Source organism: Sphingomonas sp. BK345, assembly GCF_014193845.1.
GTDB lineage: Bacteria > Pseudomonadota > Alphaproteobacteria > Sphingomonadales > Sphingomonadaceae > Sphingomonas.
In genome coordinates this window covers 786,998-806,852 of record NZ_JACHZX010000003.1, presented here as the reverse complement: position 1 = coordinate 806,852, position 19,855 = coordinate 786,998, and the positions used below count along the sequence as shown (strand labels likewise).

Sequence of the window (19,855 nt, the reverse complement as noted above, 5' to 3'; positions counted from 1 at the left end):
TTACACCGATGTCAGCGTTTATGGATCCCCGCCTCCGCGGGATGACGGAGAAAGTGGGGGATGACGGAGAAAAGGGGAAGACGACGGTGGAAGGCGAGATGACGGTGCAAAGAGGAACATCGTGATCGAGCGACGAAGGATGCGGAAGGCCGAGCCGTGCGCCATGACCAACGTCGTCGACGGCGATCGGCCCCGCCCATCACGCGGCGACCAAGTTCGACAGGAGAGCGGCGCATGAGCGACTACATTCCCGGCTTCGGCAATCACGTCTCGACCGAGGCGGTGCCCGGCGCGCTGCCGATCGGGCGCAACTCGCCGCAGAAGCCCGCCTTCGGCCTCTATGCCGAGCAGCTCTCCGGCACCGCCTTCACCGCGCCGCGCCATGAGAACCGCCGCTCCTGGCTGTACCGGCTTCGCCCCACCGCCGAGCACCCGCCCTATCAGCGCTACCATGGCGCGGCACTGTTCGCCGCCGGCACCGAGGCCGCGCCGCTCGCGCCCAACCGGCTGCGCTGGGACCCGCTCCCCGCCCCCGACGCACCGACCGACCTCGTCGACGGCATGATGACGATGCTCGCCAACCGCGACCCCGCCGAGCTGGAGGGGGTCGCGCTCCACGTCTATGCCGCGAACCGCGACATGACCGACCGCGTCTTCATGGACTCGGATGGCGAGCTGCTGTTCATCCCGCAGAGCGGGCGGCTGCGGCTCGACACCGAGCTCGGCCGCGTCGAGGTCGCGCCCGGGCAGGTCGCGCTGGTACCGCGCGGGGTGCGCTTCCGCGCGATGCTGCCCGACGGCCGGGCCAGCGGCTATGTCGCGGAGAATCACGGCGCCCTCTTCCGCCTGCCCGATCTCGGCCCGATCGGTGCCAACGGCCTCGCCAACCCGCGCGACGTCGAGACGCCGGTGGCGCGCTACGAGGACGAGGATCGGCCGACCGAGGTGGTGCAGAAGTTCCTCGGCACGTTGTGGACCACCACGCTCGACCACAGCCCGCTCGACGTGGTGGCATGGCACGGCAACCTCGCGCCCTGGCGCTACGACCTCGCGCGGTTCATGACGATCAACACGGTCAGCTTCGACCATCCCGATCCGTCGATCTTCACCGTCCTCACCAGCCCGAGCGACGTGCCCGGCCGCGCCAACGCCGACTTCGTGATCTTCCCGCCGCGCTGGATGGTGGCGGAGGACACGTTCCGCCCGCCATGGTTCCACCGCAACGTGATGAGCGAGGCGATGGGGCTGATCACCGGCGCCTATGACGCCAAGGCGGAGGGCTTCCGGCCCGGCGGCCTCTCGCTCCACAACATGATGGCGGGCCACGGCCCCGATCTGGCGAGCTGGCGCGGCGCCTCCGAGGCCGACCTCAGACCGCACAGGATCGAGGGCACGATGGCGTTCATGCTGGAGAGCTGCTGGCCGTACCGTCCGACGTCGCACGCGCTGGCGCACGCGCAGCTCGACTATGACGCGGTGTGGAAGGACTTCCCCAAGGCGCAGGTGCCGCCGCGCGGATGAGCGAGGGAGCGCCAGCGGGCGCGCGCGTAGAGGCGACGCCGCCGGGGGTGACGCTCGCGCCGCTCACCGCGATCAAGGACGGCGCCGCGCGCAACTTCGTGCTCCAGCTGCGCGCGGGGCGGTTCCACGGCTTCGTGGTGCGACGCGGCGACGCGGTGTTCGGCTATGTCGACCGTTGCCCGCATGCCGGGCTGCCGCTGGCGCAGCGGCTCGACGATTATGTCGCCGCGGGACACGTGCGCTGTGCGTGGCACGGCGCGCTGTTCGGCGTGGAGGACGGCGTCTGCGTCGCGGGGCCGTGCGTGGGCGCGCGGCTGGCCACCTGGCCGGTGACGGTGCGCGACGGGATGATCGTGACGGGGTGAGGCGTGCGCGGAGGGGGATTGCTCTTCCTCCCCTTCAGGGGAGAGTCGGGGGGCGTCGCCGCGAGCGACCGTCCGCGGGTAGGCCCCACCTCCAGCCCTTCCCCTGAAGGGAAGGGGAGCGTGAAAATGGGTCCTGTCCGAGGACACGGCGCGAGGATTGCGTCACCTGCTCCTCGGAGAACCGCCTCATCCCCCGCGGAAGCGCAGCCCCAGCCATAAGGTCCGCGGCGCCGCACGCTCGACCACGTCGGCGCCGCTGATCCCGGCCTCGACACGCTCGTCGAAGAGGTTCTCCGCGCGCGCCTCCACCGCGATCGCCCGCGTCAGCGGCAGCGCGAGATAGCCGTCGAGCGTGGTCGCCGGCGCCAGCGCGCGCAGGTTCTGGTCGTCCTCGAACTGGCGCGCGACATGGCGTAGTGTCGCCGACGCGGCGAGCCGGTCGCGCCGCCAGCCGAGCGTCGCGGAAAGCTGGTCGAGCGGCGTCTGTGCCGGGCGCAGCCCGTCGAGCGCGGCCGCTGCGCCGCTCGCCGACACGCGCGGGTCGACGTGGCTCCATGAGCCCGAGGCGGTCACCTCACCGAGCGTCCAGCGCGCGTCGAGCTCCACCCCGCGCGAGCGGATCGAGTCGAGGTTCTGGCGCACGCGATACGCTCCCGCGACGAAGCCGACCCCGGGGAAGGTCCCCGGGCCGTTGCCAGCGGTGACGTTGGCGATGGCGTCGTCGAGCCGGTTCCAGAAGACGGTGGCGGTCAGCGCCACGCCGCCGAGCGGCGTCACCGTCACGCCGCCGTCGACGCCGGTGAGCGTCTCGGGCGACAGCGCGGCATTGGCCGCGGTGGCGTCGGCGCCGACGCGGAACGGGCGGTAGAGTTCGTTGAGCGTCGGCAGCCGCCAGCCACGATAGCCCGCCGCGCGGAACGTCACCGCGCTCACCGGCGCCCAGGCGGCGCCGACGCGCCCGGTGGCCTCGCTGCCGCTGCGGTCGGCGAAGCGCGCGTCGGTCAGCGCCGCGCCCGCCGCCAGCGGGGTCTCGCGCAGGAAGCCATTGTCGATCGTCCACCAGTCGACCCGCCCGCCAGCGGTGAGCGTCAGCGTGCCGAGCGTCGCGCTGGCGTCGGCGAAGGCGCCGAGCGTGCGCTGGTCGCCGCCGGCGACGCGGCGGCGCGTCGGCGCGGCGTTGACGAAGGTGTACAGCTCCTGCGTCCGCCCGCTGACGTCGCGCCACTCCGCGCCGAGCCGCAGCTCGCGCCCCTCGCCCACCGGCGGCACGATCTCGAGCCGCGCGCCGGTGCCGGTCGCGGGCGTATTATATTGGTTGAGCGTCTCGGTGGCGCGGGTGCGCGCGGCGTCGACGCTGGCGAAGCGCGAGGCAAAGGCGCGCGTCTGGAGATAGGCCAGCGCGGTGAAGCCCCATCGCCCACGCCCGACCAGGCGCAGGCTGGCGTCGGCGCCCTCGCTGCGATTGTCGGTGAAGGCGGTGCCGCGCTCGCGCGTGTCGGTGAAGGCGGAGACATTGGCCTGGAGCTCGATCGCGGGCGCCAGCGCGATCACGCCGCGCACCGCACCGGAGGCCTGCTCATAGGGCGCGGGCCGGTCGGCCGCTCCGCGGTCTTCGCGTACCGTCGGGGTGAAGCCATCGCCGCGCTGGTACGCGCCCGAGATCGTGGCGAAGCCCACGCCGCTGGTGAGCGTCGCCGAGGCGCTGGCGTCGACTGAATCGCGGCTGCCATAAGCGACCGACGCCATCACCGGGGCGAGCTGGCGCGGGTCGGCGCTCTCCAGCTCGACCGTCCCCGCCAGCGCGCCCGCGCCGAGATAGCCGCTGCCGCCGCCGCGCGTCACACGCACGCGGCCGAGCCGGTCGGTGGCATAGGCCGGGAACGGCACCCAGCCGCCGAACGGGTCGGTCTGCGGCACGCCGTCGAGCAGCAGCAGCGCGCGGCTCGAGGCGTTACCGCCGATCCCGCGCAGGCTGATCCCTTGGCTGGTCGGGTTGGCCGAGCGCGAGTCGGAGCGGCGGAACTGCTGGAGACCGGCGACGTCGGCGAGCACGCTCTCGAGCCGGTCGCTGGCGTTGGCGCGGAGCCGGTCCTGGTTGATCGTGACGATCGAGAAGGCGCGGTCGCCGGCGCGCTCGTCGAGCCCGCGACCGGTAACGACCACGTCGGGAGTAGCGTCGGCGGGGGCATCCTGCGCCGCGGCCGGGACGGAGGCGAGAAAGGCGGCGGGGATCAGGAGCTTGCGCATGGGCGCCGGACGTAGCGGAGCAAGCAGTGGGGCGCGAGGGCGTATTGGTTGATCGGGATCGTTCGGCGGCAGGGTCTCGCGGTGGCCGGTTAACACCCGCGGCCGCTTCCGTAACGAATATGATACAACATATTGGGACAGTTCTTTGACCTTTCGTCCCGCCGCCCTCCTCTCCTCCGCCCTGCTCGTCGTCACTCCCGCCACCGCCGAACCTGCCGTCGAGCCGCCGGCAGTGATCGACGCCGAGCGCGACGACTCCGAGGATGCCCCCGCCGGCGACATCGTCGTCCTCGGCACGCGCCGCGCGCCCGCCGACGCGGCGCTCTCCTCCGGCGCCGCGACCGAGCGGCTGTCGCCCGCCAGCCGCGCGATCGAGCGCGACCTGCTCACCGCGGCGGGCACCTACCGCCTGTCCGACGCGCTGGAGCTGGTCAGCGGCGTCAGCCAGCAGAACAACTGCGGCGGCGTGATGGACAATTTCGCGATCCGGGGTTTCCTCGGCACGCCCGACGGCGGCGCCGAATATTACGTCGACGGCTTCCTCGCCAACCGCGGCATGGCGCCGCCCCGCGATCCCGCCACTACCGAGCGGGTCGAACTGCTCAAGGGCCCGGCCGGCGCGCTGTTCGGCGACATCGATCCCGCGGGTCGCGTCAACCTCGTCAGCAAGACGCCGGCGTTCTCCCCGGCCGCCTCCGCCACCCTCGGGGTTGGCTCGTTTCGAGCGCGACTATGTCGTGCTGCCGGCCTATGTGAAGGCCAAGGCGGCGGCGGAATATGCGTTGTCGCCGCGGTGGAGCGTGCGCGCCGAGGCGGACAATCTGTTAGACGCACGCTACGCCCCCAGCTCGTACAGCCGCGTGTGGATCTACCCCGGCGCGCCGCGCACCGTCCGTGTGGCGCTACGCATCACGGGGTGAGATCGAGGTACGTCTACGCCTCCTCGCGCTCCAGCAGCCACGCCACGATCCGCTCGGCCGCGGCTTCGGCGCTCTCCGCCGCGGTGTCGACGCGCAGCTCGGGCGCCTCGGGCGGCTCATAGGGACTGTCGATCCCGGTGAAGTTGGCCAGCTGGCCGGCGCGCGCCTTGGCGTAGAGCCCCTTGACGTCGCGCGCCTCCGCCGCCGCCAGCGACGTGTCGACATGGACCTCGACGAACTCACCCTCCGGCAGCATCGCGCGCACCATGTCGCGCTCGGCGCGGAACGGCGAGATGAAGGCGGTCAGCACGATCAGCCCGGCGTCGGTCATCAGCCGTGCCACCTCGCCGATGCGGCGGATGTTCTCCACCCGGTCGGCGTCGGTGAAGCCGAGGTCGCGGTTGAGCCCGTGGCGCACATTGTCGCCGTCGAGCAGGAAGGTGTGGCGGTTCATCCGCGCCAGCCGCTTCTCGACGAGATTGGCGATGGTCGACTTGCCCGCCCCGGACAGGCCGGTGAACCACAGCACCGCGGGGCGCTGGTTCTTGAGCGCCGCGCGCTTCTCGCGCGTCACGTCGGTCGGCTGGCGGTGGACGTTGCTGGCGCGGCGCAGCGCGAAGCGGATCATCCCCGCCGCGACGGTGGCGTTGGTGGCCTTGTCGATCAGGATGAAGCCGCCCAGCTCGCGGCTCTGCTCGTAGGGCTGGAACACGATCGGCCGGTCGAGCGACAAGGTCGCCACGCCGATCGCGTTGAGCTCGAGCGTGCGCGCCGCGGTCTGCTCCAGCGTGTTGACGTTGACCTGGTATTTGGGCTGGCGCAGCACCGCCGAGGCGGCCTGCGTGGCGAGCTGGAAGGCGTAGCTGCGTCCCGGCAGCATCGCCTCCTCCGCCATCCACACCAGGGTCGCCTCGAACTGGTCCGCCACTTCGGGGGGATCGTCCGCGGCGGCGATGACGTCGCCGCGCGAGCAGTCGACCTCGTCAGCGAGCGTCAGCGTCACCGCCTCGCCCGCCTCGGCGCGGTCGCGGTCTCCGCCCAGCGCGACGATGCGCTTGACCGTGGTGGTGCGCCCCGACGGGACGATCCGCACCGCGTCGCCGGGGCGCACCGCGCCGCCCGCGATCGTGCCCGCGAAGCCGCGGAAGTCGAGGTCGGGGCGGTTGACCCATTGCACCGGCAGGCGGAACGGCGCGCGCGCGGCGCGGTCGGCGTCGACCGGCACCTGCTCGAGGTGCTCGATCAGCGTCGGGCCGTCATACCAATCCATGTGCGTGCTGCGCGTCGCGATATTGTCGCCGCCCAGCCCCGAGACCGGGATGGCGCGAAAATCGGTGATGCCGATCTCGCTGGCGAAGGCGCGATACGCCAGGCGGATGCGGTCGAACGCGCCCTGGTCGTAATGGACCAGGTCCATCTTGTTGATCGCCAGCACGACGTGGCGGATGCCGAGCAGCTGCGCGAGATAGGAGTGGCGCCGCGTCTGCGTCAGCACGCCCTTGCGCGCGTCGACCAGGATCACCGCGAGATCGGCGGTGGAGGCACCGGTGACCATGTTGCGCGTGTACTGCTCGTGTCCGGGCGTGTCGGCGACGATGAACTTGCGCGTTTCGGTGGCGAAGAAGCGATAGGCGACGTCGATCGTGATGCCCTGCTCGCGCTCGGCGGCGAGCCCGTCCACCAGCAGCGCGAAGTCGATGTTGCCGCCCTGCGTGCCGACGCGCCTCGAATCGTCCTCGAGCGCGGCGAGCTGGTCCTCGAAGACGTGCTTGCTATCGTAGAGCAGTCGGCCGATCAGCGTCGACTTGCCGTCGTCGACCGAGCCGCAGGTGAGGAAGCGCAGCAGCGACTTCTCCTCGTGCCGCGCGAGATAGGCGGCGACGTCGGCGCGGATCAGCGCGTCGGGCTGGTAGCTGGTCATGCGCGGGGTTCCGGTGAGCCTAAGATCCTCCCCGGCACGGGGAGGGGGACCGCCCGGCGAAGCCGGGTGGTGGAGGGGGGCCTCCGCAGGCGGTGGCCTACGAGAAGTAGAGACGGGCGCCGCGCTTGTTCACCTTTCCTTGCAGCGAGCGCTTCGTGGCGCCCCCCCTCCACCACCGCGCTTCGCGCGGCGCGCGGGCTTTGGCTTGCCCCCGGCAAGCCAAGATCGTGTCCGGGGGACACGATCTCGCCCGCACGCCCCCTCCCCGTTCCGGGGAAGATCTCGGCGTGCCCCATCAGAAATACCCCTGCTGCTTCTTCTGCTCCATGCTCGCGCCGGCGTCCTGGTCGATGGCGCGGCCCTGGCGCTCGCTGGTGGTGGTGAGCAGCATCTCGCGGATCACGTCGTGCAGCGTCGCCGCCTCGCTCTCCACCGCGCCGCTCAGCGGATAGCAGCCGAGCGTGCGGAAGCGGATCGAGCGCTCCACCGGCACCTCGCCCGGCGCCAGCGGGAAGCGCTCGTCGTCGACCATCAGCAGCAGCCCGTCGCGCTCCACCGTCGGGCGCGGCGCGGCGAAATAGAGCGGCACGATCTCGATCTTCTCGCGCGCGATATATTGCCACACGTCGAGCTCGGTCCAGTTGGAGATCGGGAAGACGCGCATGCTCTCCCCCTTGGCGTGGCGCGCATTGTAGAGCTGCCAGAGTTCGGGACGCTGCGCCTTCGGATCCCAGCGGTGGGTCGCGCTGCGGAACGAGAAGATGCGCTCCTTGGCGCGGCTCTTCTCCTCGTCGCGGCGCGCGCCGCCGAACGCGGCGTCGAAGCGGTGGAGGTCGAGCGCCTGCTTGAGCCCCTCGGTCTTCCACAATTCGGTGTGGAGCGCGCCGTGATCGAACGGGTTGATCCCGCGCGCCAGCGCCTCGGGGTTGCGGTGGACGATCAGCTCCATCCCCGCCTCGCGCGCGGCACGGTCGCGCAGCGCGTACATCGCCTGGAACTTCCACGTCGTGTCGACGTGGAGCAGCGGGAACGGCGGCGGCGCGGGATAGAAAGCCTTGCGCGCGAGATGGAGCATCACCGCGCTGTCCTTGCCGATCGAGTAGAGCATCACCGGCCGCTCCGCGACCGCGACCACCTCGCGCAGGATATGGATGCTCTCGGCCTCGAGCCGGTCGAGGTGGGTCAGCGTCATCGTCGGGCGGCTCTCAGCGGAGGTAAGGGCGCAGCGGCGCGGGCTGATAGCCGCCGGTGGCGACGAAGCCGGCGTTGCGATAGCCCGGCTTGCCATAAGTGAAGGGCGCGCCGTCGACGTCGAGCGTGCGCCCGCCCGCGGCGCGCAGCACCGCGTCGCCCGCGGCGGTGTCCCATTCCATCGTCGGCCCGGTGCGCGGATAGACGTCGGCCTCGCCGCACGCCACCAGCGCGAACTTGAGGCTGGAGCCCACCGCGACGCGCTCGCTCACCCCGCCGGCGTCGAGCCACTCGTCGAGCCCCGGCATGGCGTGGCTCTTGGACGCCACCGCGCAGGGCTTGCCGCCGCAGCGGCGGACGCGGATTGGCTGTGCCGCGCCGCGGTCGCCGCCCGGCGCGCGCGTCGCGGTCCAGGCGGCGCCCTGCGCGACGTCGCCCCAGTAGAGCGTGTCGCGCGCGGGAGCATAGACCACGCCCATCGTCGGCACGCCGCGCTCGACCAGCGCGATATTGACCGTGAAGTCGTCGCCGCGGCGGACGAACTCCTTGGTGCCGTCGAGCGGGTCGACCAGGAAGAAGGCGTCCGCCACCGCGGGGATGTCACCCGCCGCGGCCTGCTCCTCGGCCACCACCGGGATGGCGGGGGCGACGGTCGCGAGCCCGGCGAGGATCGCTGCCTCGGCGTCACGGTCGGCGGCGGTGACGGGGCTCTCGTCGCTCTTGTGCATTACCGCGCAGCCGGCGGTGAAGTGACGCCATACGATATCGCCCCCCGCCTCGGCGAGCGCGACGATCGCGGCGAGCAGCGCGGGACGGTCGGTGATGTCGGTCATGGGCGCCTTATGTGGCGTGGCGCGCGCGCCGCGACCAGCAAGAATAAGCGCGATCCTCCGCAAGTTGGGGTTGGGCGCGCGCGATAGGGCGGGCGGGGTACGCCGTTTGGGAAGTCACGCGAGTGACGGCGCGCGATCTCTCTTCGCGCCAGAGGGTTAGGTCGATTACGCCGATCTGAGAGCTATTCTCAAGAGCGCCCCCCCCTGAACCGCGCGCCCGCCCTAAAATGAGACTGAGTGGGACGAGGCACCGCCGCTCCCGCTCGATGTCACACCCTTCTCGCAACGAAGGCGCACGTGAAGCACAGCATGATGATCGTTATGGCAGCGGCCCTGTCCCTGGCGGCGACGCCGGCCATGGCAAGTATCTCCGCCAGCTATGGTTCGGATGTTAGCACACCACCTATCGGAGATTCGAACGACGATTTCGATACCGAGACCACCAGCGCGCCAAGTGGCGTGCCAAGCAGTGGCTCAATTGATCACGTGACTTGGTCCATTGGAAATTACGGACTAAGCAGCGACTCAATCAAAGCGAAGCTTTGCAGCAAAGACAACGGGCAGGAGCAGTGCTCTCCATATAACACTGGGTATAAGGGAAATACCAGCGTTTTCGCCGGATGGAGACCAACAACGAAGTTCTACCTTAAGATACAGATAGTGACCGACACCTATCAGCGTTTTCAGACTAACTACACATCCAGACAAAGTACTCACATTGAAATCTACTACTGATCTATTCTGTTATATCATGCCGCGGGATGGTTATTTCCCGCGGCATGACATTCCCTAAGGAAAGTAAGGAAGAGTTTTCGATGCAAATTATGCCTCTTTCGCTCCGACTTTACGACACCTCACATCAAAAAACCAATCTGATAGTTGCGCCCGTCGTGCTCGCACGTCAGAGAGAAGATGCCGCTTCGGCAGCGAGAAACCTCACAACCCCCGTGGAGGAACGCGCGGGGCGGCTCGGCAATCTGCTGATCCCCCAGGACGCGCCCCGGCTCCTGCGCTTTCTCAATATCGATGTCCCCACTGGCACCAACCCGCCTCTCACCGAAGAGCAGTGGATGGCGAAACACATGAAAGCAGCCATCTCTCACCCCCTGCAGCCCACTGGGCGCGGCTTTCTCAACGGCTTCACTCAGGACGATATCGACACGATCAAGGCGGCCACCGGCTACAATTTCGTCGTCATGGATGGAACAACCACGGTCCTCGACGATGACGGCAACCCACCGCCTTATGAAGTCTCTAAGATAATAATGAAGCTGGCCGACCGCATCGAGACCGATCGTTCGCTCGGCCTTCTGGTCGGCGACATCACCGAGAGCTACTTGCGCGGCGTGTTCAAGGATTTCGAGAAGAACGGCAAACCGTTCCCCGAGGAGTGGCTGAAATGCGGGCTGGCGCATGTCCGCGAGCGCGACACGCACCGCCCCGCCGCGGTGCGCCGCTCGATCTCGGTGTGATCACGGCAGCGGCCGAACGGCCCACCGCTGCATGACCCTGGTCTCCCGCGCACGCGGGAGACCAGGGTCATGGACATATCGATCCGTTGTTCATCATGGCTCTGGGTTCCCGCGTGCGCGGGAACACGATGAAGGGCGTCGATGTCGTGCGCGCGCTCACATGCACGACCCATGCGAAGTGGCCGACTTTTGCCCTCCTCGGCTGCCCGCAGCCTCGCCTCGCCGCTATCGCCCCCGCCGGAACGAGCCGCGCGCCACCACCACGCCGACGACGAGCAGCAGCAGCGGCGCCAGCCACAGCGGCAGCGTCGCGCGCGACACCGGCGGGTCGTAGCTGACGTAGTCGCCGTAGCGTGCGATCAGCCAGTCGCGCACCGCGCGCGGCGACTCCCCGGAAGCGACACGCTGGCGCACCAGCGCCCGCATCTCGCCCGCCATGTCGGCGTCGCTGTCCGCGATCGACTGGCCCTGGCAGACGAGGCAGCGCAGCGTCTCCATCAGCGCGCGCGCCTGGCGCTCCTGCTCGGGGTCGCGCAGCTGGGTGTAAGCCAACGGGGGCAGCGCGGTCTGTGCCACCGCCGGCACCGCGCACCACAGCGCCAGCAGCGCCGCGCCGCGCCTCACCGCGCCGTCCCCGGCGTGCGCGCCGCCGCGAGCGCCTGGAGCAGCTCGGGTACGTCCTCGGCGCGGATGTCGCCGACATGCTGGAGCCGGATGATGCCCTGCCCGTCGACCACGAAGGTCTCGGGCACGCCCGACGAGCCGAGCGCGAGCTGGAGCCGGCTGTGCGGGTCGCTGCCGACGCTGGCATAAGGGTCGCCGTGGCGCTGGAGGAAGGCGGCGACGTCGGCGGGCGTGTCCTTGATCGCCACCGCGTCGATCGGCACGCCCGCTGCCTTGAGCGTCAGCAGCTGCGGCGCCTCCGCGACGCAGGGCACGCACCAGCTGGCGAACACGTTGAGCAGCCGCGGCGCGCCGCGCCGGAAGTCGGCGTCGGTCACCCCCGGCTTGCCCGGCGCGATCGCGGGCAGCGTGAACGCGGGCAGCGGCTTGCCGACCATCGCCGAGTAGACGGTGCGGTCGGCCGGGCGCCACAAGCCCCACAGCACCACCGCCAGCACGATGCCGAAGGCGCAGAGCGGCAGCCACAGCAGCCAGCGCGCGTGGCGCGGCCCGGCGCCGGCCGCGCCCTGCCCGTCCGTGTCCGCGCTCACGCCACGCCCCAGGCGGCGGTCTCGGCGTGCGCGTCGGCGCGACGGCGCTGGTGCCACAGCCGCCACTGGTGCCCGACCAGCGCGAGCGCGCCGCCCAGCGCGATCAGGAAGCCGCCGAACCAGATCAGCGTCACCATCGGCTTCCACCACAGCCGCAGCTGCCAGCGCCCGTCCTCGCCCAGCGTGCCGAGCACCGCGTAGAGCTGCCCGTCCCAGCGCGTCAGGATCGCGCTCTCGTTTGTGGTGGTCACCGGCGTGGTGAAGTAGCGCACCTGCGGGCGCAGCACCGCGATCGCCTCGTCGTCGAGCGTGACGTTCAGCCGACCCTCTAGCGCGGTCCAATTGTCCCCCACCAGCGGGCGCACGCCCGCCAGCCGCACGGTGAAGCCCGCCACGCGCGCGGGGTCGCCGGTGCCGACCGCGACCAGCCGCTCCTGCGTATAGGCGGTGCTCGCCGCCATGCCGATCAGCGACACCGCGACGCCGAGATGCGCCACCACCATGCCCCAGAGCTGGAGCGGGGCGCGGCGCAGGTTGCGCTTCGCCAGCGGCGCGACGCTCGCCACCGCCAGCCCGACGCCGAGCGCGATGCCGAGCAGCGGCAGCGGCGCGATCGGGCCGCCCAGCACGAAGGCGCCGACTCCCGCGAACAGGGTGGCGGCGATCGCGGGGAACAGCCGCTGCGCCACCTCGCCGGGGTCGTCGCGGCGCCAGCGCATCACCGGCCCGGCGGCGAGCACCGCGACGAGCAGCAGCGCCACCGGCCCCGCGGTCGAATCGAAGAAGGGCGGCCCGACCGAGAGCTGCACCCCCATCGCCGCGGCGACGATCGGGTAGAAGGTGCCGATCAGCACGATGCCGAGGATGACGGTGAGGAGCAGGTTGTTCGCCACCAGCGAGCCCTCGCGGCTGACCGCCTCGAAGAGCTTGCCCTGCCGCACCGTGCCGATCCGCAGGCCGAACAGCAGCAGCGCACCGCCGATATAGATCACCAGCAGCGCCAGGATGAAGGCGCCGCGGCGCGGGTCGACCGCGAAGGCGTGGACGCTGGTGAGGATGCCCGATCGCACCAGGAAGGTGCCGATCATGCTCATCGAGAAGGCCACCACCGCGAGCATCACGGTCCAGGCGCGCAGCCCGTCGCGCGTCGCCAGTACGCTCACCGAGTGGAGCAGCGCGGTCGCGGCGAGCCACGGCATGAGGCTGGCGTTCTCAACCGGGTCCCAGAACCACCAGCCGCCCCAGCCGAGCTCGTAATAGGCCCAGTAGCTGCCCGCGGTGATGCCGAGCGTCAGGAAGATCCAGGCACCGAGCACCCAGGGGCGCATCGCGCGCGCGAAGGCGGCGCCGACGTCGCGCGTCACCAGCGCGCCCACCGCGAAGGAGAAGGCGACCGAGAGGCCGACGTAGCCGGCGTAGAGCGTCGGCGGGTGGAAGGCCAGCCCGGGGTCCTGCAGCAGCGGGTTGAGCCCGGCGCCGTCAGCAGGCGCGGGGTCGAGCCGCGCGAACGGGTTGGAGGCGAACAGCAGGAAGGCGTAGAAGCCAAGCGCGATCGTCGCCTGCGCGGCCAGCGTCGCCACCAGCGTGTCGGCGCGGAGGCGGTGCTCCAGCCGCGCCACCGCCGCGCCGGCGAGCCCGAGGATGGTCACCCACAGCAACATCGAACCCTCGTGGTTCCCCCACGCGCCCGCAAAGTTGTAGAGCGTCGGCTTCATCGAGTGGCTGTTGGCGGCGACCAGCGCGACCGACATGTCCGAGGCGAGGAAGGCGGCGATCAGCGCCGCCATCGCGATCAGGGCGAGCACGCCCTGAACGGTGGCGACCGCTCGGACAGTGGGCGCCGCGCGCGCGGCGTCCGCACCCCGCTTGAGCGCGAGCGCGCCGAGGACGAGCTGCGCCAGCGCGAGCGCGGCGGCGAGCCAGAGCGCGACGAGGCCGGTCTCGGCGGTCATGCTGGGAAAGACACGGGCGACACGTGCAGGGCTTTAGCGGCCCGGCGGCGGAGCGTCGAGGCGGATCGGGCAGCTTCTCCGCATGGGCGCGTCGCGCTCGAACAGCTGGTCGTCCGCGTTCCGCAGCGACGGCGGCCAGCGCGCGTCCCTCAGCATCACCGGCCGTAGAACCTCGGGGCGACGGGTCGAAGTAGCGGAACGGGCTGGCTGGCTGGCTCGGACGGGCGAGGCATGCCCCCCCTCACCGCGGCGGTGATCACGGCCGCCGCGCCGAGGTCCGCCACTGCCGGCCGCCAGTCCCTCCTTTACCCTGCCAGCAGGGTCTGGGTGAAGCGCTGCGCGTCACCCGCCAGCAGCGATAGCGTGCGGTCGAGTGTGCGCGAGGCGTCGCGGAAACGCTCTACCGCGGCAAGGTTGCGCTGCACCGAGGTGCCGATCCGCTCGCTCGCCTCGGCCAACGACTGGCTGCGCTCGCGCACCTCGCCGATCCGCGCATTGAGCTGGTCGATCGAGCGCGTTTGGCCGCGCGACATCAGCGCGACCCGCCCCGCCCCCTCGTCCATCCCGGCGATCAGCACGCCCAGGCTGTCGGTGTTCGACACCATCGTGCCGATTGTGCCCTGCACCGCCTCGATCGTGCGGCGCACGTCGCTGGTGGAGGCGCCGGTGCGGCTCGACAGCGATTTGATCTCCGCCGCCACCACCGCGAAGCCGGTCCCCGCGCTGCCGGCGCGAGCCGCCTCGATCGTGGCGTTGAGCGCGAGCAGGTTGGTCTGCTGGGCGATCGCATCGATCACGTCGACGATCTGCTCGATCGTCGCTGCCTGCTGCTGCGATTGCGCCACAGCGGCCTGTGCACCCTGGGCGTGACGATTGATCGAGCGCGCGGCGCGGCTGGTCCCCTCCACCTCCTGGTCGATGTTCTCGAACGCGCCCGCGAGCGAGCGGGTCGCCTCGCTCGCCTCGCGCATCTCCTCGCTGAACTGGTGCGCGATCGTGTCAAGCTCGGTCGCGAGCGCGCGGTTTCCGCCTGCCGAGTCGGTGAGATCGCGCGCGCTGCGATCGAGGTGTGCCATCGCCGACTGCGCCTCGCGGATGGCCCCCGCCACCTGCTCTTCGAACGTCTGCGCCAGCGATCGCAGCGTCTCGCGGCGGTGCGCCTCGGCCGCGCGGGTCGCGCGCGCCACCTCCTCGCCACGGCGGCTCTCCTGGCGACGCGCCTCCTCGTGCAGCCGTGCGGTTTCGGCCGCCAGCCGCTCGGCCTCGCCGCGCTGCTGGTCGAAGCGCTGCAGCGCGGTCACCATCTGCCCCAGTTCGTCGCGTCGACGCAGCGCGGCGAGGTCCGGCGTGTCGCCGGCGAGCACCGCCTCCGTGACGGCGGCGATGCTCGTGATCGAGCGAACCGTCGAGCGGCTGATCACATAGGCCATCGCCACGCCGAGCGCCGCCGCGAGCGACGACACCAGCACGATCGCCAGCAGCGTCGCGCGGGTGGCGAAGACGGCGCTGGCCGCGCCCGCGTCGGCGCGCGCCACCCCCGAGCGGGTCATGGCACGGAGCCGCTGCTCGACCCGGCGTGCGTTCTCGCGGAACGGCGCCACCATCGCGGCGCTGCTAGCGAAGTCGATCTCCAGCATCGAGGTGATCACGCCCACGGTGGCGCGATACTCGCCGAGGTCGGCGAGCATGCCATCCAGCGCGGCGCGCTCGCCGGGGTGGCGCGCGCGGTAGCGCAGCAACGCGTCGCGCACGCCGTCGAGGTCGCGCTCCACCGCGGCGGCGCGAGTTGGCACGTCGGTGGCAGGAGCGGCGGCCTTGGCAATCAGCAACCGGTACAGCTCGGAGTCCGCCATCTCGAAGCGCAGCGCGACCGCGTTGAGCTGGCTCAGGTCGCGCATGTCGACCTGGACGATGCGGCTGACGCTGCGATCCGCCACCACCAGCGCGGTGGCGCTCAGCGCGGCGATCAGCGCGAACAGCACCAGCATCAGCAGCGGCGTCGCCGCGACCTTGGCGGTGATCGGCCGGTCGGCCAGCCGCGCGCGCCGCTCGACGCGGTCCGCCAGCGCGGAGAGCAGGGTCAGCATCGCGCCGGTGTCGCCTTCCGCCCGCTCACAGCGTCACGCGCAGGCCGCCGCGCACGCGGCGGTCGGCCGGAATCGGCGAGCCTGCCGCGCCGTCGGCCAGCGACAGGTTCTCGCCCGCGACGAACAGCTCGAAGGCGCTGCTCAGGCGATAACCCGCGCGCGCGTCGAATGCGACCGCATCGTCGACCCGGTACAGGCGCAGCTGCTGCAGCGTCGAGAAGGCGAACTGCCGCGTCGCGGAGGTGTAGCGCGCCAGCGCGCTCGCGTACCAGCGGCCGCCGTCGTAGCCGAGCGCGACATTGGCCTTGTGGCGCGGCGTCGTCGCGCGCGGCGCGAGCGCGTAGGGGATCGGCAGCGTCGTGCCGGCGAGATCGCCGTCGGTGGCGGTCCAAGTGTAGTTGGCTCGCCAGTCGAGCGCGGCGACGCGGCCGCTCGCCTGCCACTCGGTGCCGTAGGTGGCATAGGCACCCACCGCCGCGAAGCGCGCCGCGAGTACCGGCGTCGGCGTCAGGAAGAGGTCGAGGTGGGGCTCCAGCCCGTCGCCCGGCGAGGCGATCGCGTCGTTGGTGCGCGTGTAGAAAGCGGTCGCCTCCAGCCGCGTCGCGCCGAGCGCGTGGGTATAGCCGAGCTCGCCGCTCCATACCGCCACCGGGCGGATGCGCGGCGAACCGGTGATCACGATCGGCACCGGCGTCGGCACCGCCAGCGGGAGGCGGAAGCCGAAGCTCACCAGCGAGGGCAGCTGGTAGCCGCGCCCGCCGTTCAGCCGCAGCCGGCCGTTCGCGCTGGTCTGCACCACCAGCGCGGCGTTGAAGCTGAAGCGGGTGAAGGCGCGGTCGAACGCGGCCGGATCGTCGAGCACCGGTTGCGCGATCGCGCCCGACTGGCCGAGCCACAGCCGATCGACCCGGGCCGCGCCGCTCACGCCGACGCGATCGAGCGGGTGGAGGTCGAGCATCGCGTCGAGCGAGGCGACGTCATAGGCGATGGTCCGCGCGAACTGCGCCGGGCCACGCATCCGGCTGTTGCGATACTCGCCTCCGATGCGCAGCGTATCGTCGGTATCGAGCCGGTAGAGCGCCGCGGCCTTCACCGCCACGAGGCGGTTCTCGATGGGGGCGCTGACGCGGTTGACCCCGTCGCTGCCCTCCTCGCCATAGTCCGCGTTGAGCCAGTTGATATAGCCGTTGAGCGACGCGCCGCCCCAGGAGGTGTCGTGCGTCAGCCCGGCGTGGACATTGCTGCTGCGATAACGCTGGTTCGAGAGCAGCTGGCTCGGCAGATATTCGATCTGTTCGTTGCTGGCATAGCCGCCGCCGAGCACCGCCTCGGTCGCACCGAGGCGCGCGCTGAGCTCGCCCGCCACCTGGTCGGCGCTAACGTCCGCGATCGGCGTGGGCGCGAGCAGCCCGGCGGAGAGGCGACGCTCGTCCTCGCGCAGCCGCCCGGCGCTGACGCGCGCGCGCACGCTGCCGCCCAGCGGCAGCGACGCGGTGCCCGCCAGCCGCGAGAAGCCGTGGTCGCCCGCCGAGGCGGCGGCACGCACGCTCGCCGCCTCGCCGCCGCGCTTGGTGATGATGTTGACCACGCCGCTGGCCGCGTTGAAGCCGAACAGCGCCGCCGCGGGGCCGCGCACCAGCTCGATCTGCTGGATCTCCTCCAACTGCACGCCGAGCAGGTTCCAGTCGGTCAGGCCGTAATGGTCGAGATAGACCTGCCGCCCGTCGACCAGCACCAGCAGCCGCGCATTGTACGTCTGCACGCCGCCGCGCACCGCGACGTCGCTCTGCCCCGCGGTCCAACGGTTGACGTCGACCCCGGCATAGCCCTTGAGCAGCCCCGGCAGGTCGCGCGCGGGCGAGTGCGCGATCTGGTCCGCGGTGATGATCGTGACCGACGCGGCGACCTCGGAGGCGCGCTGCGGCTTGCCGATCACGCTGGTGGTGACGGGTTCGCCGACCATCGCCTCGAGCGCGGAATAGTCGACCGCCTGAGCGGTCGCCGGCGCCGCGGCCACGATCGGGGCGAGCGCGGCGCCGAGCACGAGCGCGCGGCGCAGCATGAGCGCGGTCACGCTCAGATCTCCTTGACGAGCATGAGGAAGGCCGAGCCGAAGCGCGCGTTCGCGGCGCGCGCGGCAGCGCGGTTGACGGTGATCTGCACGCGCGCGCCGCTGCCGATCCCGACGACGCAACGCGCCGCCTGGACGCAGGCGTCGTCCGAGGTGATCGTCACCACCGAGCTGCGCGCGGCAGCCGCGGCGATCGCGCCCTGATCCTCGCGCGTCCCCGCGGTGACGAAGGCGACGCGATAGCCGGTCAGCGAGTCCAGCGCGGTCACCGGCACCCGCCTGGTGCGAAGCGTCGCCTTGCCCGCGATGGCGCCACCGCCGAGCGCGCGCTCGATCGCCGCGGCGTCGGCGAGCGAGGCGGCATTGCCCGGCGCCACCACGATCGCGGCGGGCATGATGCCGCTCGGCGGCGGTTGCAGGAACGACACCACCCGCACCGCGATCGGTACGTTCAATTCCGCCTGCAGCGGCAGCGGCGCCACGACGCTGCCCGCCACCACCGCCGCCCCGATCAATTCTCTCACGTGACCTAACCCCAAAACCTGGGGCGGACCTAGGCGGGCCGGGTCACCATATGATTAACGGCGCGGTGAGGATGCGCCGGGGCGCTGGAACCGCAGATTGCGCCGGCGCGCTCGTGCCGCCAGCGCCGCGTCCCGTCGCGCGTGTCGTACAGGCCGGCGACCACGTCATGCCACACCGCGACCAGCGCCGCGTCGACGGCGCCGTAGCGGGCGGCGAGATAGCGCGTCAGTCAGGCGGGCACGTCCAGCGCGTCGCGGCGGTAAAACCAGGCGGTCGCACAGGCGAAGTCGTCGCCCGGGAGGCCCTCGCTGTTCAATCCCTCGACCGTCGACGGTGATCGCCTCGGTCGAGCGGTGGTGCTTGAGCGCCATCGTCATGAACGCGAGCGCTGCTCTCTTGTCGCATGTTCGGGCGACGTAGCTCGCGCGAACCTCACCCTCGTGGCCGCGTACAGCGCGCTCCTCTGACCGCTTATACGTCCGATGACGTATCACGTCCGCCCCCCTTTTTCGTCACTATTGCCAGAGGTTGACGGCGCGAGGACGAGATGGACGGGGTTCGAGTCGGCAAAAGGGTGATCGGCGCGCAGTCGCCCGTGACGGTGGGTTGGGAGAACATTCCCAAGGTCGAGGGCGGGCCGATGCGCCTTTTCTTCTTCACCTGGTTCCAGCCGACGATGCTCTTCGCGCTGATCGCCTTCTGGTATTATGCGCCCAATTCGATCGCCAAGGCCTCCACCGCGGTCGGCATCGGCATTGCCTTCAAGATCCTGCTGCTCGGGCTCGAATGGCTCGCGCCGCGGCACGAGAGCTGGCGGCTGACGTGGAAGGAGCTGACCGTCGACCTCTTCTACGTCAGCCTCGGCTATACCGTGCTGCGCCTGATCGAGGGGTTCATCGGCAGCGACGCGGTGATCGAGGCGGTGCAGACCTCGTTCGACTGGCAGAAGCTCGCCTGGTTCATCGGCCTGCCGCTGCTGCTGCAGGCGTTCCTCATCTCGTTCGTGTTCGACTTCGGCCAATATTGGATGCATCGCGGCATGCACAATTGGTACCCCTTGTGGGTGACGCACGCGCCGCATCACTATATCACCCAGCTCAACGTCAACAAGGGCGCGGTCGGCAACCCGGTCGAGCTCTTCCTCATCGGTCTGGGGATCGGCGGCCTGTTCGACTTCCTGCCGCGCGCGGCGCTGCTCGCCGGCAGCCTGGGTCTGGCGGTTGGCACGTACCAGCATATCAACGTGCGCTTCAACTCGCCGCGCTGGTGGCGCTTCCTCTTCAACACCACGGAGCATCACAGCGTCCATCACTCGCGCGACTTCGAGGCGAGCCGCAGCAACTATGCCAGCACCTGGGTGGTCATCGACCGGATGTTTGGCACCTGCGTCGACGGCGAGGCCGAGCTGCTCGGCATGGAGGGTGGACGACCGATGTCGATCCGCGAGACCATGGTGTATCCCTTCGCGGACGGCTGGCGGACGCTGAAGGAGCGGCTCGGGCGGCGCTCGGTGATGCCGGCGGAATGACGCCGGCA

General features: G+C 70.8%; 16 protein-coding genes. 6 read left to right on the top strand and 10 right to left on the bottom strand.

Going from position 1 to position 19,855, the window contains the following annotated elements; all coding sequences use genetic code 11:
* The first annotated feature begins 234 nt into the window (after nt 1-234).
* Both hmgA and FHY03_RS12995 read left to right on the top strand, forming a co-directional pair.
* The gene (gene hmgA, locus FHY03_RS13000) at nt 235-1,521 is read left to right on the top strand and encodes a homogentisate 1,2-dioxygenase (RefSeq protein WP_183931239.1); all 1,287 of its coding nucleotides are present in this window, start codon (nt 235-237) and stop codon (nt 1,519-1,521) included.
* Nucleotides 1,518-1,886, top strand: a complete 369-nt coding sequence (locus tag FHY03_RS12995) for a Rieske (2Fe-2S) protein (RefSeq protein WP_183924866.1) — start codon at nt 1,518-1,520, stop codon at nt 1,884-1,886. The genes hmgA and FHY03_RS12995 overlap by 4 nt, the downstream gene beginning before the upstream one ends.
* 186 nt (nt 1,887-2,072) lie before the next feature.
* Here FHY03_RS12995 and FHY03_RS12990 read toward each other — a convergent pair whose 3' ends face one another.
* Nucleotides 2,073-4,133 (bottom strand): TonB-dependent receptor, encoded by a 2,061-nt coding sequence (locus tag FHY03_RS12990; protein ID WP_183931237.1) that lies wholly within the window; start codon nt 4,131-4,133, stop codon nt 2,073-2,075.
* Between the two features lie 145 nt (nt 4,134-4,278).
* On the opposite strand from FHY03_RS12990, the gene FHY03_RS21105 reads away from it, so the two are divergent.
* A complete protein-coding gene (locus FHY03_RS21105; RefSeq protein WP_183931235.1) occupies nt 4,279-5,175 on the top strand; it encodes a TonB-dependent receptor plug domain-containing protein in 897 nt (298 codons plus the stop codon).
* On the opposite strand, the gene cysN is transcribed toward FHY03_RS21105, so the two are convergent.
* The 3 genes from cysN to cysQ all read right to left on the bottom strand — a co-directional run bounded on the left by cysN (nt 5,067) and on the right by cysQ (nt 8,998).
* Complete coding sequence (gene cysN, locus FHY03_RS12980; RefSeq protein WP_183924870.1) at nt 5,067-6,974, bottom strand: sulfate adenylyltransferase subunit CysN; 1,908 nt, start codon at nt 6,972-6,974, stop codon at nt 5,067-5,069. The two genes, FHY03_RS21105 and cysN, sit on opposite strands and share 109 nt — an antisense overlap.
* A 295-nt stretch (nt 6,975-7,269) precedes the next feature.
* Nucleotides 7,270-8,166 carry a sulfate adenylyltransferase subunit CysD gene (cysD, locus tag FHY03_RS12975; protein WP_219748009.1) on the bottom strand — a complete coding sequence of 299 codons (897 nt, stop codon included), beginning with the start codon at nt 8,164-8,166 and terminating at the stop codon, nt 7,270-7,272.
* A 13-nt stretch (nt 8,167-8,179) separates the two neighbouring features.
* Nucleotides 8,180-8,998: a 3'(2'),5'-bisphosphate nucleotidase CysQ gene (cysQ, locus tag FHY03_RS12970; RefSeq protein WP_183924872.1), complete on the bottom strand. Its 819-nt coding sequence runs from the start codon at nt 8,996-8,998 to the stop codon at nt 8,180-8,182.
* A 309-nt stretch (nt 8,999-9,307) separates the two neighbouring features.
* Here cysQ and FHY03_RS12965 point away from each other — a divergent pair, with 309 nt between their 5' ends.
* Both FHY03_RS12965 and FHY03_RS12960 read left to right on the top strand, forming a co-directional pair.
* Nucleotides 9,308-9,733, top strand: a complete 426-nt coding sequence (locus tag FHY03_RS12965) for a hypothetical protein (protein ID WP_183931231.1) — start codon at nt 9,308-9,310, stop codon at nt 9,731-9,733.
* A gap of 26 nt (nt 9,734-9,759) precedes the next feature.
* Nucleotides 9,760-10,470 carry a hypothetical protein gene (locus FHY03_RS12960; protein WP_183931229.1) on the top strand — a complete coding sequence of 237 codons (711 nt, stop codon included), beginning with the start codon at nt 9,760-9,762 and terminating at the stop codon, nt 10,468-10,470.
* A gap of 225 nt (nt 10,471-10,695) precedes the next feature.
* Here FHY03_RS12960 and FHY03_RS12955 read toward each other — a convergent pair whose 3' ends face one another.
* The 6 genes from FHY03_RS12955 to FHY03_RS12930 all read right to left on the bottom strand — a co-directional run bounded on the left by FHY03_RS12955 (nt 10,696) and on the right by FHY03_RS12930 (nt 18,318).
* Nucleotides 10,696-11,094 carry a cytochrome c-type biogenesis protein gene (locus FHY03_RS12955; RefSeq protein ID WP_183924878.1) on the bottom strand — a complete coding sequence of 133 codons (399 nt, stop codon included), beginning with the start codon at nt 11,092-11,094 and terminating at the stop codon, nt 10,696-10,698.
* Nucleotides 11,091-11,684: a DsbE family thiol:disulfide interchange protein gene (locus FHY03_RS12950; protein WP_183931227.1), complete on the bottom strand. Its 594-nt coding sequence runs from the start codon at nt 11,682-11,684 to the stop codon at nt 11,091-11,093. The genes FHY03_RS12955 and FHY03_RS12950 overlap by 4 nt, the downstream gene beginning before the upstream one ends.
* Nucleotides 11,681-13,636: a heme lyase CcmF/NrfE family subunit gene (locus FHY03_RS12945; protein ID WP_183931225.1), complete on the bottom strand. Its 1,956-nt coding sequence runs from the start codon at nt 13,634-13,636 to the stop codon at nt 11,681-11,683. Before FHY03_RS12945 ends, FHY03_RS12950 begins: the two co-directional genes overlap by 4 nt.
* A 305-nt stretch (nt 13,637-13,941) precedes the next feature.
* Complete coding sequence (locus FHY03_RS12940) at nt 13,942-15,723, bottom strand: methyl-accepting chemotaxis protein (RefSeq protein ID WP_183931223.1); 1,782 nt, start codon at nt 15,721-15,723, stop codon at nt 13,942-13,944.
* Between the two features lie 25 nt (nt 15,724-15,748).
* Nucleotides 15,749-17,797, bottom strand: a complete 2,049-nt coding sequence (locus FHY03_RS12935) for a TonB-dependent receptor domain-containing protein (protein ID WP_183931221.1) — start codon at nt 17,795-17,797, stop codon at nt 15,749-15,751.
* A 2-nt stretch (nt 17,798-17,799) separates the two neighbouring features.
* The gene (locus FHY03_RS12930) at nt 17,800-18,318 is read right to left on the bottom strand and encodes a YfiR/HmsC family protein (RefSeq protein WP_183924887.1); all 519 of its coding nucleotides are present in this window, start codon (nt 18,316-18,318) and stop codon (nt 17,800-17,802) included.
* A 548-nt stretch (nt 18,319-18,866) separates the two neighbouring features.
* Here FHY03_RS12930 and FHY03_RS12925 point away from each other — a divergent pair.
* Nucleotides 18,867-19,847, top strand: coding sequence for a sterol desaturase family protein (locus tag FHY03_RS12925; RefSeq protein WP_183924889.1), 981 nt, complete (start codon nt 18,867-18,869; stop codon nt 19,845-19,847).
* The last annotated feature ends 8 nt before the right edge of the window (nt 19,848-19,855 follow it).